Raw genomic sequence first — 15,473 nt, forward strand, 5'->3', positions numbered from 1 at the left:
CTAAAGGTTTTGGAGCCGAGATGGAAGTTCGCGGTTCGGATCGACTGGGCCGTATCCACGAAAATACCTATCACCGTCATGTTCCGCGAAACCGCATCGTCCAGGACAGCGTTGGCTACGCCTTCCATTCCATATTCAGCACCGGCCGTCCCGAGGAATTCAGCTCCGCTTCGCCGATCTGAAGGAATCCGTGGCGCTGGTAGAACCGGATGGCGCGGGCATTGTCGGCGTTGACCTTCAGGGTGACGCGATCCGGGGACAGCCGCTTGGCCTCTCCCATCAGCGTATCGCCGAGCCGCGAACCCCACGCCTCCGGGGCCACCACGATCTGGTCGAGATAGCCGGAGGCGTCGATGGTGACGAAGCCAACCAGCGCGCCGGCCTCTTCGGCAACGATGATCGCCGACTGCGGTACCATCTCGCGGCGCCAGCGCTCGCGCCACCAATCGAGCCGCGCGGCGAAGTCGATCTCGGGGTAGGCGACCTGCCAGGTGCGCTGCCACAGCGCGATCGCGGCCTGTTCGTCGTCGGAGCGATACGGACGAAGATGAAAGCGGGAACTCATCGGGGCACGACCATCAGGCCCGGACTTGATTCGGGCATTCCATCTTCAGGTTCCCGGTCTACTTGGTGGAATTACCGGGTCAAGCCCGGTCGCGTGCAAAATAGGACGCCTCGTATTACTACGAGGTGTAGCTACTAGCGTTCCGTCAGCTTCAATTCGATCCGACGGTTGCGCTTGTAGGCCTCTTCGGTCGCGGCGGTATCCAGTGGTTGAAATTCGGCGAAGCCGGCCGCCACCAGCCGCTGTGCCGGTACCCCGAGCGAGATCAGATACTGCACCACCGAGATCGCGCGCGCGCTCGACAATTCCCAGTTCGATTTGAACAATCCGGCGATCGGCCGCACGTCGGTGTGGCCGTCGACCCGCAGCACCCAGGCGATCTCGCTCGGGATTTGCTTGTCGAGATCGATCAGCGCGGAGGCCAATTTGTCGAGCTCCGCGCGGCCTTCGGGCAACAGCAACGCCTGGCCGGTGTCGAAGAAAACTTCGGATTGGAACACGAAGCGATCGCCGACGATGCGGACGTCGGGCCGGTTGCCGAGGATCGCGCGTAGCCGACCGAAGAATTCGGAACGATAGCGCGACAGTTCCTGCACCCGTTTCGCCAGCGCCACGTTGAGCCGCTGGCCGAGATCGGCGATCTTGCCCTGGGATTCCTTGTCGCGCTTCTCCGAGGCCTCCAGCGCCTCCTCGAGTGCCGCGAGCTGGCGGCGCAGCGCGCTGATCTGCTGGTTCAGCACCTCGACCTGCGCCAGCGCGCGGGCGGAGAGTTGCTTCTCGGAATCCAGCGCCCTGTTGAGCTCGCCGGCGCGGCCGGCGGCGTCGTTGCCGGCGCCGGCGAGGCCGTCATACAGGCCCTTGACGCGGTCGCGCTCGGCTACCGCCGAGGCGAGGCCGGCGCGCAGCTGCGACAGCTGATCGTCGAGATTGAGCTTGCCGAGCTTTTCCAGCGACAGCATGTCGTTGAGCTGCGCCAGCTTGGCGTTGAGCTCCTCCAGCGCCTTGTCCTTGCCGGTGACCTCCTGCGACAGGAAGAACTGCACCACCAGGAACACCGACAGCAGGAACACGATCGCCAGCACCAGCGTCGACAACGCATCGACGAAGCCGGGCCAGTAGTTGAATCCGGGATCGTTGCGGCGTCCGCGGGCCAGCCCCATCAGTTGATACCCAAATTGGAGGGCAGCGATGCGACAACCGCGGTGCGCTCCCTCGCCCCGCTTGCGGGGAGAGGGGTGGGGTGAGGGGGCGTAGCCGCGACGTCTGACTCGATGAGGCGCCCCCTCACCCGACCGGCTTCGCTACACTCATCCTGTTGACCTCTCCCCGCGCGCGGGGAGAGGCAAAGGACTGACCGCGGCCTGTCCAGCAACATCATCGCTCCACATTCTTTTCCGGCTGGCGCGCGATCCACTCGAGCAAGGCTCTGATCTCGCGGTTCTGTTCTCCCTGCGCGTCGGCCCATTCGCGGATCATCTGCTGCTCGTTGCGCATATGCGCCACCATGCTCTGGATCGCGTCGGCCAGATTGGCCATCGCCGCGGTGGTGGAGCGGTTGGCGCCGCCGTCCTCGATGGCCAGCCGCAGCCGCTCGATCGCCCCCTGCAACTCACCGCCGCCGGCCACCGCGGGGTCGCCGGCATATTCGCGTACGGTCGACGCCAGCCAGTCCTCCAGATCGGTGTAGAACCGGTTCTGCGCCTGGCTCGATTGCAGATCGAGGAAACCGAGGATCAGCGACCCGGCAAGTCCGAACAGCGACGACGAGAACGAAATTCCCATGCCGCCGAGCGGTGCGGCCAGACCCTCCTTCAGCGTATCGAACAGCGAACCGGCGTCGCCGCCGACTTTCAGCCCGTCGATCACCTTGCCGACCGATCCGACGGTCTCGATCAGGCCCCAGAACGTGCCGAGCAGGCCGAGGAATACCAGCAGCCCGGTCATGTAGCGCGAGATGTCGCGGGCCTCGTCGAGCCGTGTGGCGATCGAGTCGAGCAGATGCCGCATGGTCTGCTGCGAGATCGACATCCGGCCGCTACGCTCGCCGCCGAGGATCGCCGCCATCGGCGCCAGCAGCGTGGGGCGGCGGTCGAGCGCCAGCCCCGGGTCCGCGATCCGGAAATTGTTGACCCACGCGACCTCGGGATAGAGCCGGATCACCTGGCGGAACGACAACACGATGCCGATCGCCAGCACCGCGCCGATCAGCCCATTGAGCCCGGGGTTGGCGAAGAACGCGATGACGATCTGCTTGTACAGCACCACAAGCAGCAGCGTGCACAGAACCAGAAACACCGACATCCGCACCAGAAAGATCCGCGGTGACGACAGCTTGCTGAATTCGATCTCGATCGCTGAACGGGGAGAGGGGCTTGGCGCCATCGTGCGGTTCATCTTGCGTTGCGAGGAGAGCCGTTGCGCACCAATATGGCACAGCGCGGCGTGGAAGAAAGACGCCGGCCACGGTTTTCCGCTACCGTCTGACCGTCTGGAACTCCCGATTGAAACCCGATGCGGAACAGGACGTATCTTGAGCCGTTTCAACCGGTCGGATGATCCGACGGTGCGGGCGGGCGGGGCAGTGAATGACAGTTTTGTATATCGAGGCGCTGGCGGCAATTGCGCTGGCGCTTTGCGCATTGATGGCGATTGCCTGGGTGGTGCAACAGAAAACCGGCAATTCCGGCTGGGTCGATACGATCTGGACGTTTTCGACCGGCCTGGTAGGCGCTGCGTCGGCGCTGTGGCCGGTGGCGGGTGCCGCGCCCAATGCCCGGCAATGGCTGGTGGCGGCGCTGGTCGCGGTCTGGGCGGTGCGGCTCGGCTCGCACATTGCGGCGCGCACCCGCGGCATCAAGGACGATCCGCGCTACGCCGCCTTCGCCGGCGAATGGGGCGCCGACGCGCCGCGCAAGATGTTCCTGTTCCTGCAGAACCAGGCGTTGGGATCGATCCCGCTGGTGCTTGCGATCTTCGTCGCGGCGCGTTTCCCGCTCGACGGCTTGCGCTTGCAGGATTTCCTCGGCGTCGCGATTCTCGCCGGCGGGATTGCGGGCGAGGGGCTGGCTGATGCGCAGCTCAAATCCTTCCGCGCCGACCCCGGCAACAAGGGCAGGGTCTGCGATGTCGGGCTGTGGCGGTGGTCGCGGCATCCCAACTACTTCTTCGAATGGTTCGGCTGGCTGGCCTATCCGGTGATCGCGATCTCGCTCGGCGATCCGCTGTCCTATCCCTGGGGCTTCGCGACGCTGCTGGCGCCGCTGTTCATGTACTGGATTCTGGTCAACGTCACCGGGATCCCGCCGCTGGAGGAGCAGATGTTGCTGTCGCGCGGGGATCGTTACAAAGAGTATCAGGCCCGTACCAGCAAGTTCTTTCCGCTGCCGCCAAGGCGGGCCACGCCATGAGCCTGGTCTCAGCCATCATCGGCGCCGCCGAACACGTTCCTCCGCCTGACATCGTGATCCGCACCGCGATCCGGCGGCTGTGTACACGAACTGCGACCAAGCTCGCGCTGGGCAATCCCGAAGCCGACGCCGCGTTCGCACGCGAGATGGCGGCGCGCGCCATCGCCGAACATGCCGACGCCGCCAACGCCCAGCACTACGAAGTGCCGGCGGCGTTCTTCGGCAAGGTCCTCGGACCGAACCGCAAATACTCGTCGTGCTTCTACAAGGAGCCGCAGTCGACGCTGCAGGAGGCCGAAGAGGAAGCGCTGCGGCAGACCATCGAGCACGCCGATCTCGCCGACGGCCAGTCGATCCTCGAACTCGGTTGCGGCTGGGGTTCGCTGTCGCTGACGATGGCGCGGCAGTTTCCCAACGCCCGCATCGTCGCGGTGTCGAATTCGGCATCGCAACGCGAGTACATCGAAACCGCGGCCGCGGCGCGCGGCCTGAGCAATCTGCGCGTGGTGACGCGCGACATGAATCATTTCGACCCCGGCGCGAAATTCGATCGCATCGTGTCGGTCGAAATGTTCGAGCACATGATGAACTGGCGCGAATTGATGATCCGGCTGCGGTCGTGGCTGCGGCCGGACGGCCGGTTCTTCATGCATATTTTCACCCATCGTTCCGGCGCCTATTTGTTCGACCGCGCCGACGCCGAGGACTGGATCGCGCAGCATTTCTTCACCGGCGGGGTGATGCCGAGCCATCATCTGATCCGGCAATATGCCGACCTGTTCGAGGTCGAGAAAGAATGGCGCTGGAGCGGTAAGCATTATCAGCGCACGGCGGAAGACTGGCTGACGAATTTCGACGCGCATCGTCGCGACATCGGCAGCATCCTGCGCCCGGTCTATGGCCGCGAAACCGCGCTGTGGATGCGGCGCTGGCGCTGGTTCTTCCTCGCCACCTCCGGCCTGTTCGGCTACGCCGACGGCAGCGAGTGGGGCGTCAGCCATTATCGCATGAAGGCGGCGTGACAAGCCTCACGCGCAGGATCATCCCTCGGATTGTTGCCTGACGATGAGGCGCCGTATGGAATCGGCGCGGGGTTCCGCAACGATGTCGTGCGCCGACTTGCCCGATCACAACCCGGTGAGCGAAGTGCTTGCCAATTCGTGAACGGGAAAAGTTCGGCTTAACGATCAACTAACTACAGCGAACTAATCGCCGGCGTCGATCGATTGCGGCGCTGCAAAATTGATCCCACGCAATGTCACCCAGCGGTATTTTTTCTAGTTTGTCGACACAACGACAATGGTGAGGTGTGACGTGTATCTGGATTCCCTCGGATCGCTGGTCTTGTTCCTGGCTTGTGGTGTCGGCCCCGCGGTGATCGCGTATCTGGTGTTGGACGACGTCTGGCAGCACGTGTTTCCGCGTCAACCGCAGCCTGAACCGGCGGTTCCGTTGGCGTTGGTGAAGCCGATCAGCGCGCGGCGCTTCGGCTGGTTCGGCTAGTCGGCTTCTTGAAATCTTCGACAACCATGCCCCGCCGGCAGAACGGCGGGCGCCAGACAGTGGAGATGACGCCTTGACTATTATTGCATTGATCGCAGGAATCTATCTGCTGGTCGGACTGATCGCCATTGCGGGGCTGATCGCGGGTGGCCGCGAAGCCACGGCCGAGACGCCGCACTGGAAGCGGTTCGACGACGCGCATTATTGGGACGAGCGGGCAGAAGATTGGCGGCCCCATGAGGATGTCGCCTGCGGTTCGCAGCCCGCGGCGGCCTGAACGGCTTCTCACCAAGCATTTCGATCGATCGCCAGAGCAACGGGCGACCGCCATTGCGGCCAGCCAGCATTGGTCCGTCAGGCTGGCCCGCCGCTTACGCCTTCGGGCAGGTCGGCGGGGTGTCGTCTGACCATTCCGGCGCGGCGATGCACAGCTCTTCGATCCCGAGCAGCCCGATCGCCCGCATCGCCATGTGGTCGATCAACTCCTGCAACGAGTGCGGCCGCAGATAGAACGCTGGCGACAGCGGCGCCACGATAGCGCCGCTCTCGGTGGCCTGCGCCATGGCGCGGATATGTCCGAGATGCAGCGGGCTTTCGCGCAGCATCAGCACCAGGCGGCGGCGCTCCTTCAGTTGCACGTCGGCGGCGCGGACCAGCAGATTGTCGAGATTGCCGGTGGCGATCGCCGACATCGACCGGATCGAGCACGGCGCCACGATCATGCCGGCGGTCCGAAATGATCCCGACGCGATGCTGGCGCCGACATCGTTGATGCCGTGACGACGATGGACCAGGGCGGTGGCCTCCGCCAAAGCCGAGGCGCCGACCTCGTAGGCGACAGTACGCTCCGCCGCCGCCGAGACCACCAGATGGATCTCGCAGTCGGTGGCGGCGAGCAGTTCGACGACGCGGAGTCCGACCGCGGCGCCGGACGCGCCGCTGATACCGACGATGACGCGATGCGGTCCGCTCATGAGCTGTGCCTGCGCTGAAGCGGGTGCGCGGCGAGCCCGGGACCGAGCCCGAGGCTGGACCACATCGCGTCGACCCGGGCGATCACCGCCTTGTCCATCTCCAGCACCTTGCCCCATTCCCGCGCCGTCTCGGCGCCGATCTTGTTGGTGGCGTCGATGCCGAGCTTGCCGCCCAGGCTCGGTTTCGGCGAAGCAAAATCAAGGTAATCGATCGGGGTGTCGGCGATCGACACCAGATCGCGTGACGGATCGGAGCGGGTCGACACCGCCCACATCACATCGGCCCAGTCGCGGACATTGACGTCGTCGTCGACGATGATCAACAGCTTGGTGTAGCTGAACTGCGGCAGCATCGACCACAGCCCCATCATCAGCCGTCGCGCCTGGCCGGGATAGCGCTTGCTGATCGACGCCACCGCGATCCGGTAGGAGCAGGCTTCCGGCGGCAGCCACAGATCGACGATCTCGGGAAATGCCCGCCGTGCCACCGGCAGGAACACGTCGTTGAGCGCCTCGCCGATCCGCGACGGCTCGTCCGGCGGCCGCCCGGTGAAGGTCGACAGGTAGATCGGATCGCGGCGCATCGTGATCGCCGTAAGCCGCATCACTGGAAATTCCTCGACCGCGTTGTAATAGCCGGTGTGGTCGCCATAGGGACCTTCCGGCGCGGTCTCGGTCGGCGACACGAAGCCCTCGAGCACGATCTCGGCGTCGGCCGGCACCGCCAGGGGCACGCTGACGCAGGGCGTCATATTGGGCCGCTCGCCGCGCAGCAGTCCGGAAAACTTGATCTCGGAGATGTTCTCCGGCAGCGGCAGCACCGCCGACAGGATCATCGACGGATCGGCGCCGATCACCACCGCGACCGGCATGTCGCGATTCTGCGCCTTCCACTGGTGATGATGCTTGGCGCCGCCGCGATGCGCCAGCCAGCGCATGATGACGCGGTCGCGGCCGAGCACCTGCATCCGGTAGACCCCGACATTGTCGGTGCCGGACGCGCCCGGCGGCGGACGGGTAAACACCAGCGGCCAGGTGATCAGCGGCGCCGGCTCGCCGGGCCACGGGATCTGCACCGGCAATCGGCCGAGGTCGATCTGGTCGCCGGTCAGCACCACGCTCTGCGCCGGCGCCGATTTCGCCATTTTGGGCCGCATCGATAATGCGGCGCGCGCCATCGGTAGCTTGCTCAGCGCATCGGTCAGGCTTTGCGGCGGCGCCGGTTCGCGCATCTCCGCCAGCGCTTCGCCGAGCGCCGACAGATTCTGCGGTTCGATGCCGAATCCCCAAGCGACCCGTTCGACGGTGCCGAACAGGTTGACCAGCATCGGCATCTCGGAGCGGGTGCCGTCGGCCTTGACCGGATGTTCGATCAACAGCGCCGGTCCGCCGGCCACCAGCACACGATGATGGATTTCGGTGAGGTCGTGAACCACCGAGACCGGTTTGCGAATCCGAAGCAACTGGCCGCGGGATTCCAGATAGGCGCTGAAGGCGCGCAGGTCCGGGAAAGGCGGTTTGACGCGGCTCAGCATGGTGTCTCCGTACGGACAACTCTGGTCAGCATGGCGACCTTGCGGTGTCTTTGATCCCGCGCAAAGAACTCTTCGGCCATCGGGTGGTAACCGGATCACTCAAAGGTGGCCTCATGTCGGTATCCAACTCGTCCGTCTCCAGGATGCCCATGCCGGTCGCTCTGGCGTCGCGGGTGCTTCCGCTGTTGCCGCTGCAGCTGCTGCTCGGCATCTGCCTGCGCGAGATCCGCAGTCGCCATCCGCGCATTTTCGATCGTCTCGGTTCGCACACCGGCAAGCGCTACGGTCTTGACCCGACCGACCTGCCGCTGGCCTTCGTGCTGGAGCCGCGGCGGATGAATCCGCGGGTCACGGTGGTGCGGACGCTGCCGCCCGGGGTCGACGCCCGGATCGCGGGGCCGCTGTCGGCGCTGATCGGCATGACCGACGGCTCCTATGACGGCGACGCGCTGTTCTTCTCGCGCGACATTCAGATCGACGGCGACATGGAAGCGGTGGTGGCGCTGCGCAATGCAATCGATGACTCCCGCGTCGATTTTCTCGCCGAATCGGTGGCGTGGCTCGGGCCGTTGGCAACGCCGATCGAGCGGTTGCTGCGCGGGCTGGTAGCTCCGCCGTCGTTCCGCCAGGAGATGGGCGTCGGAGGCGGAGGATAGACATGGAACTGATTTGCCCGGCCGGCACTCCGGCGGCGCTGCACGACGCGGTCGGCGCTGGCGCCGACGCGATCTATTGCGGCTTCAACGACGAGACCAATGCGCGCAACTTTCCCGGGCTGAATTTCAACCGCGAGGAAATGCGCGACTCGATCGCCCATGCGCATCGCTACGGCGTCAAGGTGCTGGTCGCGATCAACACCTTCGCCCGCGCCGGCAATGTCGACTTGTGGCGCCGCGCGGTCGATGACGCGGTCGAATGCGAGGCCGACGCGCTGATCGTCGCCGACGTCGGGGTGATGGACTACGTGGCGCGGACCCATCCGCAGCAGCGGCTGCACGTCTCGGTGCAGGCCGCCGCCGCCAATCCGGATTCGATCCGGTTTTATGTCGAATCGTTCGGCGCCAAGCGCGTGGTGCTGCCGCGCGTGCTCAGCGTGCCGGAGATCGCAGCGATCACCAGGGAGGTCGACTGCGAGACCGAAGTGTTCATCTTCGGCGGGCTGTGCGTGATGGAGGAGGGCCGCTGCTCGCTGTCTTCCTACGCCACCGGCAAGTCGCCGAACATGGACGGGGTGTGTTCGCCGGCGGGCGCGATCCAGTATCGCGAGGAGAACGGCGCGCTGATCTCGCGGCTCGGCAATTTCACCATCAACAAATTCGCCAAGGGCGAGGCGGCGGCCTATCCGACGTTGTGCAAGGGCCGCTATCAGACCGACGAGGGCTGCGGCTATCTGTTCGAGGATCCCGCCAGTCTGGACGCCACCACGATGCTGCCGGAGCTACGCAAGGCCAAGGTGTCGGCGCTGAAGATCGAGGGTCGGCAGCGCGGCCGGGCCTATATCGAACGCGTGGTCAAGACCTTCCGGCACGCGCTGATCGCGCTCGAGGAGGGTCGGCCGATTCCGGCGGACGAGCTCAACGGGCTCAGCGAAGGCCAGTCGACCACGGTCGGCGCTTACAAAAAGACTTGGCGATAACATCACCCGACAACAACTTGGCAACGCGCTTGGCGTCGCCGTGGTCACGCAACTTACGGTGAGGCGGAACATGCAACTCACTCTTGGACCGGTGCTTTACAATTGGAAGCCGGAGCTGTGGCGCGATTTCTATTTTCGCATCGCCGAGGAAGCCCCGGTCGACACCGTGGTGGTCGGCGAGATCGTCTGCTCGAAACGCTCGCCGTTCCTCGAGGAACATATCCCGGCGGTGGTCGAGCGATTGACCGCGTGCGGCAAGCAGGTGCTGATGGGGTCGCTGACGCTGATGTCGCTGGTGCGCGAGCGCAAGGCGATGGCCGAACTGGCGGCGGCCGAGGAGTTCACCATGGAGGTGAACGACCTATCCTGCCTCGGCATGCTCGGCGGCCGACCGCATGCGATCGGCCCATTCGTCAACATCTACAACGAGGCCGCGGCCAAGTTCTTCGTCTCGCGCGGCGCGCAGCGGATCTGCCTGCCGCCGGAATTGCCGCTGTCGGCGATCCGCACCATCGCCAAGTCGCAGCCCGACACCACCTTCGAGGTATTCGGCTTCGGCCGCGCGCCGCTGGCGATCTCGGCGCGCTGCTATCACGCCCGGCTCAACAAGCTGTCGAAGGATAATTGCAAATTCGTCTGCGAGCAGGACCCCGACGGGCTGGCGGTGACGACGCTCGATGACGAGCCGTTTCTGGCGATGAATGGCGTGCAGACGCTGGCCTACGCCTGCACCAGCCTGCTCGGCGACATCGTGAAACTCGACGACGCCGGCGTCGGCGCGCTGCGGCTGTCGCCGCAGCAATGCGACATGGTGGCGGTGGCGCAGCTGTTCCGCGACGTGATCGACGGCAGGCTGGACGCCGCGCAGGGCGCCGATGAATTGACGCGGGTCTATCCGATTCCGGTCGCCAACGGCTTCCTCTATGCCAAGCCGGGCTCCACCTTCGTCGCCGGCGCCGGCGAAGTTCATCGGATCGCACCGGTCGCGTAGCCGCGCGGGAATCGAGCAACAGCGCGGGGTTTCGCGATGGCTGACCACGGTGCCGACAGCGAAGCGCTCGAATTGATGGAGCGAATGCGGGCGGTAATCACCCAGTCCAACATGGACGGGCATTGCCGCGAGATGCTGTGCTCGGCGTTCGACCGTTTCCTCAATCAGGAGGCGCGGCGGATGTCGAAGCGCTTCCTGCTCCGCGCCCGCGACCAGAAGCAGCGGATCGCCGCGTCGCTGGCGCTATTGTCCGAGCTCGATCATCTCGGCGACGACGAGGCCGACCGCAGTGTCTTCTCGGAAATGGCGCAGCTGTTCGACGAGATCAGCCTCACCGCGGTCGCCGGCTCGGCGGCGCTGCGCGAGATGGACCGGGTCAGGGCGGAGTTCGCCCCGGACGAACCCGAGAAGCTGGAAACCCTGATGGCGCAATGGTCGCCGCAATGCGCGAGGCCGGATTGATCTGACGACGCGCCGGAACGCCGCCGCCTAGCCCAGTGGCTTGAGAATCTTCACCAGCTCGCCGTGAACGTATTCATTGCCGCAGACCACGTTGCCGGTCTTCAGTACGTCGCCGCCGTGGATGTCGCCGACCACGCCGCCGGCTTCGCGGATCATGACGACGCCCGCGGCGAGATCCCAGGGCGACAAATTGCGCTCCCAGAACCCGTCAAACCGGCCGGCCGCGACCGCGGCGAGGTCGAGCGAGGCGGCGCCGAACCGGCGCAGGCCCGCCACCTTCGGCTGCAGCGCGGCCATCTCGCGCTGGTTCTGTGCGAAGTCGCCGCGGCCGAGATGCGGCAGGCCGCAGGCGATCACGCAGTCATTGAGCTGGCGGCGTGCGGCGACGCGCAGGCGCTGGTCGTTCATGAACGCGCCCTTGCCGCGCTCGGCCATGTACAGCTCTTCATTCGCCGGGTTGTAGATCAGGCCGGCGATCATCACGCCTTCGCGCTGCAGCCCGATCGAGATCGCGAATTGCGGAATGCCGTGCAGGAAGTTGGTGGTGCCGTCGAGCGGATCGACGATCCAGGTGTGGGTCTTGTCGTCGCCCTCGCGGATGCCGCCTTCCTCGCCGATGAAGCCGTAGCCCGGCCGCGCCTTGGCGAGATCGGCATACAGCATCTCCTCGGCGCGCTTGTCGGCGAGGGAGACGAAATTCGCCGGGCCTTTCAGCGAGACCTGGAGGTTCTCGATCTCGCCGAAATCGCGCTTGAGGCTGCGGCCGGCGCGGCGCGCGGCTTTCACCATGACGTTCATGAGGGCTGAATGCAGCATGTCTCGGCTCAAGGCGACCTGAGCGTCAGGTCAGGGCTGGGAAAGGGGCGGGATTTCGGCTCAGGGGTGCCCTGCGACGGTGGCTGCGTCAAGGCGGATCATTTGCCGCCCAGCCATTTGCGCGCGGCCTCCTGCACCTTGGTCCGCTCGTCGGGGGTGAGCTGCGCCAGCGCCTCGTCGAGCATCAGGTCGCCCTTGCCCGCGGTTTTCGCGACCAGGTGCCACTTCAGCCCTTCGGTCCGATCGATCGGCGTGCCTTGCCCAGTCACCAGCACGCGCGCCAGCCGGTTCTGAGCGATCGGGTTGTTCTGCTGCGCCGCCTTGCGCAGCAGCGCGATAGCGGCGGCTTCGTTCTTCGAGGTTCCGGTGCCGTTGAACAGCGCGATGGCGTATTCGACCTCGGCGTCGACATTGCCGGCGAGCGAGGCCGCCTGCAGCAGCCGCACCGCTTGGTCGTCGCTCTTCGGAACCCCGGTGCCTTCCTTGTAGAAGGTGGCCAGTGCGTATTGCGCTTCGGGATTGCCGGCGTCGGCCGCCAGCCGCAGCAATTCGGCGGCGCGCTTGAGGTCCTGCGGGAAGGTATGGCCGTCGATGTAGAGCAGCGCCAGATTGTATGCCGCCTTCGGATTACCTAGCTTGGCGGAGGAGGCCAGCCACTTGGCGGCGTCCTCGCGGTCGACCGGGCCGCCACGTCCGGCCATCCGCATCATCGCCAGCGCGAACATCGCCTCGCGGTCGCCGAGGTCGGCGGCGCGCTTGTACCACTCGACCGCCTTGGTGAAGTCGCGCTTGATGCCGAGCGCGTTGGCGTAAAGCTCGCCCAGCATGGTCATCGCCTTGGTATCATTCTCCTCCTGCGCGCGTTTGTTGGCGAGATCGAACGCGGTCTTGTACTGGCCGCGCTGATAGGCGGCGTAGACCAGATCGGCATTGGGGTCCTCGGCCGGCGGCGTCGACGCCTTGTCGGCGGCGGGCTTGTCGGTCGCCGGCTTCGCGGCGTCGGGCTTTTTGGTTTCGGCGGCCGGCTTCGACTTCGGTTTTGGCTTGGGTCTCGGCTTTTCCGGCTCGATCGGCTTCGGGAAAGGATTGGCCGGGGGCGGTGCGAGCGAGATCTGTGCCGCCGCGCTGTGCGCCAGCAGCAGCGCTGCCGCCACCGTCGAAATCAGATGCAGGGTCTTCATCCCGGTTATTCCTGCATGAGCCTGAATGCGCCGGGCGAGGCAAAGCCCTTTGCGATCGCCTCGGCGGCATCGGCCAGCGCCGCCGCAGCGCCGCGCGGATCGGCCCAGATGAAATCGCCGACCAGCACGAAATCGGCGCCGGCGGCGGCGAATTCGAACGCCTCCTCGCACGAGACCGCATAGCCAGCGCAGGGCGGCTCGAACAGTTCGGCCCACCATTGCAGCCGATCGGCGATCGCCTCAATCGAGGGCCGGTTGCCGTCCTTGTCGGGCTCGCCGAACAGCACGTAATCGGCGCCGGCCTCGCCCGCCATCATCGAATCATGGCGGGTCGCCAGGCCGCCGACGCCGGCGATCCGGTCGGGCTTCAGATGCGGCAGCCATTCCTGCATCGCCTCGACGCCGTCGAGATGCGCGCCGTCGGCGCCGGCCCGCGCCACCAGTTCGGCGTGGCCATCGAGCAGCACCGCCGCGCCGGCATTCTGGATCGCCGGCGCCAGCGCCTTGACCAGCGTGATCATGCTGCGCTGATCGGTCAGCTTGAGCCGCAACAACACCGCCGCGACGTCGGCGCCGGCCAGCAATGCCGGCAGGGTGGCGAGCAGCGATGACGGATCGTCAAGCACCGGCGTCGCGAGATAAAGTCGCGGCGCCGGTCGCGTCGGTGCGGGTTTCGTGGCCATTCGAAGTTAAGCTGCCTTCTTCTCCAGAGCGGATTTCCACTCGCCCTTGCTGGCGAGCGAATTCATCTGCGCCCGGTGGGTGAACGCCTGCTGGCCGGCGGCGACATTCTCAGTCTTGCCGGACCATGCCTTTTGCGGCGCCGCCTGCAACGCGCGGCCGTAGGAGAACGTCAGCGGCCACGGCAGGCCGCCGATCTTGTTCATGGCGTCGAGATGCGCGGTGGCGTCCTCGTCGGACTGGCCGCCGGACAGGAAGGCGATCCCCGGTACCGCCGCCGGCACGCAGCGCTTCAACAGCCGCACCGTCTTTTCTGCGACTTCGTCGACGCTTGCCTGCTTGGCTGATTTCTTGCCGGCGATCGCCATGTTGGGCTTCAGGATCATGCCTTCCAGCGCCACCTTCTGATAATAGAGCTGCTGGAATGTTTCCTTGAGGGCGAATTCGGTGACTTCGAAGCAGCGGTCGATGTCGTGGTCGCCGTCCATCAGTACTTCCGGCTCGACGATAGGCACGATCTGCGCTGCCTGGCAAAGCGCTGCGTAGCGCGCCAGCGCGTGGGCATTGGTGTGGATCGCCGCATAGCTCGGAATCCCGGCCCCGATGTCGAGCACCGCGCGCCATTTCGCAAAGCGCGCGCCCTGCTTGTAATATTTGGCCAGCCGCTCGGCGAGCTTGTCGAGCCCGACGGTAATCAACTCGCCCGGGCAGTTCGGAAGCGGCTGCGTGCCTTCGTCGACCTTGATGCCGGGGATGGAACCGGCGGCCTCGATCAGCTTGATCAGCGGCGTGCCGTCCTTAGCGTTCTGCCAGATCGTCTCGTCGTACAGGATGACGCCGGAGATGTAGTGCGTCATTGCGTCCTTGGAGCGGAACATCATCTCGCGGTAGTCGCGCCGGGAGTCCTCGTTGGATTCCACACCGATCACGTCGAACCGCTTCTTGATGGTGCCGGAGGATTCGTCCGCGGCGAGCAGGCCCTTGCCGGGCGCCACCATGGCTGTGGCAATCTTGTTGAGGTCGGCGAGATTCATCGTGTGTCTCCAGGGGTGGTTTCTTGGTTGTTGGGAACATCGGCTGGCTATTAGACAAACCCTAAGAAAATGGCGAGGGCGCGATTGACCGCGGTCATGTCGTCCGAGGACAGATGGCCGATCAATTGGCCGGCCTTGTGTCGCGGAACCGTACTGGCTTTCTCGACCATGACCTGTGAGATTTCCCTGAGCCCGTTTTCTTCGGACGGTCCGATGACGACGCGGCATCTTTCAAGGCTGAGGACGTGGCCCGTGAGCGGCAAGATGGTGACCGAGTTCAGATGCTGAAACGCATCCGATTGGATGACGACAGCGGGGCGCGGTTTGCCGTAGTCTCCGGGCAGTGCAACGGCAATAATGTCGCCTTGCTTCATACCCAGTCACTGAAGTCCGCGACCGAAAGCATCTGCTGCATGACGAGTTGGCTGTCGGCATCGGCGTTGATGATCGCGATGTCCCGGGCAATCTGCGCCTTGAACTCAGGCGAATTGATATCGGGAACCCAGATCGTCACTGGCTTCAGCCCCATCGCCTTCATCTTCTCGCGGTGCTTGCGCACACGCTGCGCAGTTTCCTTGCGGCGTGCGGTCGCGTGCTTGCTGGTCTTGCCAGCGGGACCTGCAGTCTCGTCCATGCCGTCCATCCGTGCGCCGAAGACGTTACATGTAACATATGCCGAGCCCGGCGA

Annotated in this window: 19 protein-coding genes; 8 read left to right on the forward strand and 11 right to left on the reverse strand. The window is 65.3% G+C overall.

Features of this window, described 5'->3' with window-relative positions; translation table 11 throughout:
- Window positions 1–115: 115 nt before the first annotated feature.
- From HXX15_RS19395 to HXX15_RS19405, 3 genes are all read right to left on the reverse strand, one after another.
- Window positions 116–565 carry a GNAT family N-acetyltransferase gene (locus HXX15_RS19395; RefSeq protein ID WP_296518034.1) on the reverse strand — a complete coding sequence of 150 codons (450 nt, stop codon included), beginning with the start codon at window positions 563–565 and terminating at the stop codon, window positions 116–118.
- Between the two features lie 134 nt (window positions 566–699).
- Window positions 700–1,725: a peptidoglycan -binding protein gene (locus HXX15_RS19400; RefSeq protein ID WP_296518035.1), complete on the reverse strand. Its 1,026-nt coding sequence runs from the start codon at window positions 1,723–1,725 to the stop codon at window positions 700–702.
- Window positions 1,726–1,939: 214 nt separating this feature from the next.
- A complete protein-coding gene (locus tag HXX15_RS19405) occupies window positions 1,940–2,947 on the reverse strand; it encodes a flagellar motor protein MotA (RefSeq protein WP_296518036.1) in 1,008 nt (335 codons plus the stop codon).
- Window positions 2,948–3,150: 203 nt separating this feature from the next.
- On the opposite strand from HXX15_RS19405, the gene HXX15_RS19410 reads away from it, so the two are divergent.
- The 4 genes from HXX15_RS19410 to HXX15_RS19425 all read left to right on the forward strand — a co-directional run bounded on the left by HXX15_RS19410 (window position 3,151) and on the right by HXX15_RS19425 (window position 5,752).
- On the forward strand, window positions 3,151–3,972 hold the full coding sequence (locus HXX15_RS19410; RefSeq protein ID WP_296518037.1) for a DUF1295 domain-containing protein: 822 nt from the start codon (window positions 3,151–3,153) through the stop codon (window positions 3,970–3,972).
- Window positions 3,969–4,994, forward strand: a complete 1,026-nt coding sequence (locus HXX15_RS19415; RefSeq protein ID WP_296518038.1) for a cyclopropane-fatty-acyl-phospholipid synthase family protein — start codon at window positions 3,969–3,971, stop codon at window positions 4,992–4,994. Before HXX15_RS19410 ends, HXX15_RS19415 begins: the two co-directional genes overlap by 4 nt.
- 292 nt (window positions 4,995–5,286) lie before the next feature.
- On the forward strand, window positions 5,287–5,475 hold the full coding sequence (locus HXX15_RS19420; protein WP_296518039.1) for a hypothetical protein: 189 nt from the start codon (window positions 5,287–5,289) through the stop codon (window positions 5,473–5,475).
- 73 nt (window positions 5,476–5,548) lie between these two features.
- A complete protein-coding gene (locus tag HXX15_RS19425) occupies window positions 5,549–5,752 on the forward strand; it encodes a hypothetical protein (protein ID WP_296518040.1) in 204 nt (67 codons plus the stop codon).
- A gap of 94 nt (window positions 5,753–5,846) precedes the next feature.
- On the opposite strand, the gene HXX15_RS19430 is transcribed toward HXX15_RS19425, so the two are convergent.
- A complete protein-coding gene (locus tag HXX15_RS19430; protein WP_296518041.1) occupies window positions 5,847–6,449 on the reverse strand; it encodes a UbiX family flavin prenyltransferase in 603 nt (200 codons plus the stop codon).
- Complete coding sequence (locus tag HXX15_RS19435; protein ID WP_296518042.1) at window positions 6,446–7,984, reverse strand: UbiD family decarboxylase; 1,539 nt, start codon at window positions 7,982–7,984, stop codon at window positions 6,446–6,448. Before HXX15_RS19435 ends, HXX15_RS19430 begins: the two co-directional genes overlap by 4 nt.
- Window positions 7,985–8,097: 113 nt before the next feature.
- Between HXX15_RS19435 and HXX15_RS19440 the strand changes: the two genes are divergently transcribed.
- The 4 genes from HXX15_RS19440 to HXX15_RS19455 all read left to right on the forward strand — a co-directional run bounded on the left by HXX15_RS19440 (window position 8,098) and on the right by HXX15_RS19455 (window position 11,073).
- The gene (locus HXX15_RS19440; protein WP_296518043.1) at window positions 8,098–8,640 is read left to right on the forward strand and encodes an SCP2 sterol-binding domain-containing protein; all 543 of its coding nucleotides are present in this window, start codon (window positions 8,098–8,100) and stop codon (window positions 8,638–8,640) included.
- Between the two features lie 2 nt (window positions 8,641–8,642).
- Window positions 8,643–9,620 carry a peptidase U32 family protein gene (locus tag HXX15_RS19445; RefSeq protein ID WP_296518044.1) on the forward strand — a complete coding sequence of 326 codons (978 nt, stop codon included), beginning with the start codon at window positions 8,643–8,645 and terminating at the stop codon, window positions 9,618–9,620.
- 70 nt (window positions 9,621–9,690) lie between these two features.
- The gene (locus HXX15_RS19450; protein ID WP_296518045.1) at window positions 9,691–10,611 is read left to right on the forward strand and encodes a U32 family peptidase; all 921 of its coding nucleotides are present in this window, start codon (window positions 9,691–9,693) and stop codon (window positions 10,609–10,611) included.
- A 36-nt stretch (window positions 10,612–10,647) separates the two neighbouring features.
- The gene (locus HXX15_RS19455; protein WP_296518046.1) at window positions 10,648–11,073 is read left to right on the forward strand and encodes a hypothetical protein; all 426 of its coding nucleotides are present in this window, start codon (window positions 10,648–10,650) and stop codon (window positions 11,071–11,073) included.
- Window positions 11,074–11,100: 27 nt separating this feature from the next.
- Here HXX15_RS19455 and HXX15_RS19460 read toward each other — a convergent pair whose 3' ends face one another.
- The 6 genes from HXX15_RS19460 to HXX15_RS19485 form a co-directional block, all read right to left on the reverse strand.
- Window positions 11,101–11,889 (reverse strand): inositol monophosphatase family protein, encoded by a 789-nt coding sequence (locus tag HXX15_RS19460; RefSeq protein WP_296518047.1) that lies wholly within the window; start codon window positions 11,887–11,889, stop codon window positions 11,101–11,103.
- A gap of 98 nt (window positions 11,890–11,987) precedes the next feature.
- A complete protein-coding gene (locus HXX15_RS19465; protein WP_296518048.1) occupies window positions 11,988–13,070 on the reverse strand; it encodes a tetratricopeptide repeat protein in 1,083 nt (360 codons plus the stop codon).
- A gap of 5 nt (window positions 13,071–13,075) precedes the next feature.
- Window positions 13,076–13,753, reverse strand: a complete 678-nt coding sequence (locus tag HXX15_RS19470) for a thiamine phosphate synthase (protein ID WP_296518049.1) — start codon at window positions 13,751–13,753, stop codon at window positions 13,076–13,078.
- 6 nt (window positions 13,754–13,759) lie between these two features.
- Window positions 13,760–14,785, reverse strand: a complete 1,026-nt coding sequence (locus HXX15_RS19475; protein ID WP_296518050.1) for a class I fructose-bisphosphate aldolase — start codon at window positions 14,783–14,785, stop codon at window positions 13,760–13,762.
- A gap of 50 nt (window positions 14,786–14,835) precedes the next feature.
- Entirely contained in the window at window positions 14,836–15,159 is a 324-nt protein-coding gene (locus tag HXX15_RS19480) for a type II toxin-antitoxin system PemK/MazF family toxin (protein ID WP_296518051.1), read from the reverse strand.
- Window positions 15,156–15,419: an antitoxin MazE family protein gene (locus tag HXX15_RS19485; RefSeq protein ID WP_296518052.1), complete on the reverse strand. Its 264-nt coding sequence runs from the start codon at window positions 15,417–15,419 to the stop codon at window positions 15,156–15,158. Before HXX15_RS19485 ends, HXX15_RS19480 begins: the two co-directional genes overlap by 4 nt.
- Window positions 15,420–15,473 lie beyond the last annotated feature (54 nt).

The sequence above is a fragment of the Rhodopseudomonas sp. genome (assembly GCF_013377015.1).
Classification (GTDB): Bacteria; Pseudomonadota; Alphaproteobacteria; order Rhizobiales; family Xanthobacteraceae; genus JARJEH01.